Annotated in this window: 4 protein-coding genes; 3 read left to right on the plus strand and 1 reads right to left on the minus strand. The window is 48.0% G+C overall.

From position 1 onward, the window contains the following. Positions 1-1120: 1120 nt before the first annotated feature. Genes ACTQ3V_RS15360 through ACTQ3V_RS15370 form a run of 3 tightly spaced genes read left to right on the plus strand, consistent with a single transcriptional unit; the run spans position 1121 to position 2274 of the window. Complete coding sequence (locus tag ACTQ3V_RS15360) at positions 1121-1657, plus strand: PadR family transcriptional regulator (RefSeq protein WP_441468261.1); 537 nt, start codon at positions 1121-1123, stop codon at positions 1655-1657. Continuing rightward, the gene (locus ACTQ3V_RS15365) at positions 1657-2070 is read left to right on the plus strand and encodes a YjdF family protein (RefSeq protein WP_441468262.1); all 414 of its coding nucleotides are present in this window, start codon (positions 1657-1659) and stop codon (positions 2068-2070) included. Before ACTQ3V_RS15360 ends, ACTQ3V_RS15365 begins: the two co-directional genes overlap by 1 nt. Then, on the plus strand, positions 2071-2274 hold the full coding sequence (locus ACTQ3V_RS15370; protein ID WP_441468263.1) for a cysteine-rich KTR domain-containing protein: 204 nt from the start codon (positions 2071-2073) through the stop codon (positions 2272-2274). It abuts the gene before it with no gap. A gap of 213 nt (positions 2275-2487) precedes the next feature. Here the strand turns inward: ACTQ3V_RS15370 and ACTQ3V_RS15375 are convergent. Then, positions 2488-2690: hypothetical protein (locus tag ACTQ3V_RS15375; protein WP_441468264.1), on the minus strand; the 203-nt coding region annotated here is incomplete at its 5' end.

The following is a 2690-nucleotide window of genomic DNA, read 5'->3' on the forward strand; positions in this document are numbered from 1 at the left end:
AAGTCCTCGATTGTTACCATGTGTATCGCCAGCTGCATCCCATCACCTCAGACTTTTTTCTTATTATAACATACCGCGAGGGCTGTTGCGAGACTTTGTCAACAGCGCCAAAATGTCCCAAACTGTTTACTATCGTGCGGCTCGGGCGATATATCCCGCGTCGCCGCATATTGTTCAGAACAGCCGGGAGCTGTCTGTCAAGGGTGCATAGCACCGCCGTTATAAGGCGGCTTACCCTTGACTGACGGCCCCGGCTACTCTATTTTCTGACGGCGTGACGGGGGCATATCCTCCAGAGCCGCCCCCGTTCCCAAGATTGGGAAAGGGCGGAGGATAGGGTTGAACACCAAGGAGGTTTTACTTATGAATTTTACCAACAGCCCCTATGAGCGCATAATGAAAGAAGTCTCTCGTTATGAGAAGCTCACCCCACAGAAGGCACCGGAATGATCGCCTTGCGCGGGGTGTTCTTATTGGCGAGGGATTACCTGTGTTTTCTGCTACTGGAAGTACTTCAAAGAGAAGAGCTGATATGTTAGCATTTGGCCCTAAACGACGCCCAGTTTACAGGAGGTTCCGGCCACGGTCTTGGTGGGGCAATATAATTTTTTTACCTACCCATGATTTTCTAAAATACTGCTAACATTTTGCGCAAGAGCGACGGAGGTGCTGCGTGGAAAACTAAGCTGTAAAACCACCCCATCTGCAAGGGCCTGTGGGCACCGTTTTAGAGAGGCTAATGCAATTTCCTTACTTGCTTATTTTGGACGAAACACTTTCCACATCTGAGGAACTGGGGACGGGTGAGCCACTCCACCAGTTTTTCTCTTTGGGATAATTTGTCCCAAAGTTAAGGCCCTTGGGCCGCAGACAATTACATCGGGGTCCCCCGCCGAAGCCCAGCGCCAGCGGGTTCGGTGGGGAGAGGAGGCTCCCCAACAAGCGTTTTTGCGGCCCTCTCGGGCTGCAAAAATAGCAAGTGTGGCCACACTTGCCCTGCTTGCCGTTAGTGTACCTCTATATAGCTCCTATGGATTTGGCGGAACATTTCCGCCTTTTCTTCGTTGACTTTTGATATAAATTATAGTATTATATTTTATAGTAAAGGAGGATGATATTTGTGTCGTACATTGATTTAGTGATTCTGGGGATCGTGCTGGAAAAGCCCCAAAGTGCCTATGACATTCAAAAAGATATTGAGTACCACAATTTCTCCCGCTGGACAAAAATCAGCATCCCATCTGTCTACAAAAAAGTGCTCCAACTAAAAGAAAAAGGCTATCTTACGAGCGATGTGGTAAAAGGAGAGCGTTTTGCGGAAAAGGCAATTTACTCGATTACCGATGCCGGGAAAGCCTGCTTTGAAACGCTGATGGACACTATCGCTGAACAGAATGTGCCGCTTACCTTTGACTTCAATGTGGTGATTGCGAACCTCAACAAAATGGATCGCCCTCATGCCCGAGCCCTTGTTAGCAAACTGCGGAAAAGTATTCTTGCATCTGCGGAAAGAAACGAGGGGTATGCACAGCAGTACGCCGACATTCCCTTGGTTGGCCAGACAATCTTTGACCAGCAGCGCCTTTTGTATCAAGCACTGTTAGCATGGTTAGATTCCTTTTCGGCCCAGTTTTCCGAAGAGGAAAACGCCTTGTAATGGCACGAAGTACCTTAACGGTATTCTTTGAAAATCCATTTTGGGTCGGGGTCTATGAGCGTATTGATGGTGATCAGTATGAGGTTTGCAAAATTACTTTTGGAGCGGAGCCAAAGGACTATGAGGTATGGGATTTCCTACTCAAAAATTGGAGCAAGCTGAAATTCAGTCCACCCATCAAAGCAGAACGAGTTGACGAGCGGAAAATAAATCCCAAACGGATGCAGCGGGAGATCCACAGCAAGCTGCAGGAGCCCGGGATTGGTACAAAGGCACAGCAGGCATTGAAATTGCAGCATGAACAAAACAAATTGGAGCGTAAAACCATAAGCCGTGAGCAGCGGAAAGCAGAAAAAGAACGGCAATATGAATTGCGTCAGCAGAAAAAGCGGGACAAACATCGGGGACGCTGAATGGGGGTGAACAACACGGAAAACCGAGATTGGATTTTATGCCCGGCGTGCGGCAGCAAAACACGCCTGCAAATACGGTCAGATACCGAACTGATACACTTTCCTCTGTACTGTCCCAAGTGCAAGAAAGAGTCATTGATCAATGTAAAACAGCAAACGGTATTGGTTATCAAAGAGCCAGACGCTTTGACGCAGAGCCGATAACACAGGAGCAAGTCTTGATGTTGTCGGCTTTTTCATGTCTATATCGCTTTATTATCTGCCCGGCGGCAGAAAAGAAAAAAACGCCGTGCCAGATCATTCACTATGCCCTAAGGCAGGACACGGCAGTATCCGGGAGGTATCGCCGTGTCCTTTTTCTTTTTCCATCCGCCTAATCTGTCAAAAAAAGCCCGTCCGCACTATGGGGACAGTCTGTCAACGGATACGAAATATGGCAGTACTTAAATGAATTTGTCGTTTCATGCGCTTGCGTGTCGCCTTGCCACGCAGGCGCTTTTCATTACTTTGGGACAAGTTGGCGCTGTTGACAAATCCCAGTTTATCCTCGTTTGGGTAAATAAAAAAGACGCCCACTGGCGTCATCCGGCGTATTTTATCATCCGTTTCAGGTTCAATGC

Origin of the sequence: Candidatus Agathobaculum pullicola (assembly GCF_052117205.1) — a bacterium.
GTDB classification, from domain to species: Bacteria; Bacillota; Clostridia; order Oscillospirales; family Butyricicoccaceae; genus Agathobaculum; species Agathobaculum pullicola.

Coding starts and splice junctions, on each gene's coding strand:
- ACTQ3V_RS15365 (WP_441468262.1), top strand. CDS start 1,657: ATGGCACGAAGTACCTTAACGGTATTCTTTGAAAATCCATTTTGGGTC.
- ACTQ3V_RS15370 (WP_441468263.1), top strand. CDS start 2,071: ATGGGGGTGAACAACACGGAAAACCGAGATTGGATTTTATGCCCGGCG.